We start from the raw sequence: 876 nt of genomic DNA on the forward strand, positions 1-876 counted from the left end.
ACGGCAACCCCGTCCTCGACTACCTCGGCCGCACCGACGACCAAATCAAACTCCGCGGCATCCGCATCGAACCCACCGACATCGAAACCACCCTCACCGGACACCCCACCATCACCACCACACGCGTCATCGTCCGCAACCAACGACTCATCGCCTACTACGTGCCCAATGGACAGCCGGCGCAGGAATCACTGCGCGACTTCGCCGCACGCCTTCTGCCTTCGCACATGGTCCCGACGGATTTCGTCGCCATCGACGCGTTTCCCCTCACCCCCAGCGGGAAGCTCGACCGCAACGCACTGCCCGACCCGGCGCCGGTCGCTGTCACCGGACGTGCTCCGAGCACCGACACTCAGCGTCAGCTGTGCGAACTCTTCGGTGCGGTTCTCGACCGTGAGGTCGCCGACATCGATGCCGACTTCTTTGCCCTGGGCGGGCATTCGTTGTCGAGTATCCGGTTGATCAGCCGGGTGCGATCGACGTTCGGCGTGAACCTGTCGCTGGGGGACGTGTTCGATCACCCGACGGTGGCGGGTGTGGCCGCTCTCGTCGACGGCGCTCCGATTGCGAGGCTGACCCGTCCTGAACTGGTTGCGGGCCAACGCCCGGAACTCGTCCCGGTCTCGGCAGCCCAGGAACGCATGCTGATCGTCGACCGGCTTCCCGAAACCGGCGTCGCCTACAACTATCCGCTGGCGTTCACCGTGGACGCTGACTTCGACGTCGAGGCGTTCACCGCTGCCGTGCGGGATGTGGTGGCCCGCCACGAAACGCTGCGCACCGTGTTCACCGAACACGACACAGGATTCGCCCAACACATCCTGGACCCCGACACCAGCGCCCCCATCGACATCCTCGACGACGACGGCACACCCC

General features: G+C 65.5%; 1 protein-coding gene. It reads left to right on the forward strand.

Going from position 1 to position 876, the window contains the following annotated elements:
* Nucleotides 1–876, forward strand: an 876-nt coding sequence (locus tag DMB80_RS27770) for a phosphopantetheine-binding protein (protein WP_240431422.1), incomplete at both ends; no start/stop codon positions are given.

Origin of the sequence: Mycobacterium kyogaense (assembly GCF_003254575.1) — a bacterium.
Lineage (GTDB): Bacteria > Actinomycetota > Actinomycetes > Mycobacteriales > Mycobacteriaceae > Mycobacterium > Mycobacterium kyogaense.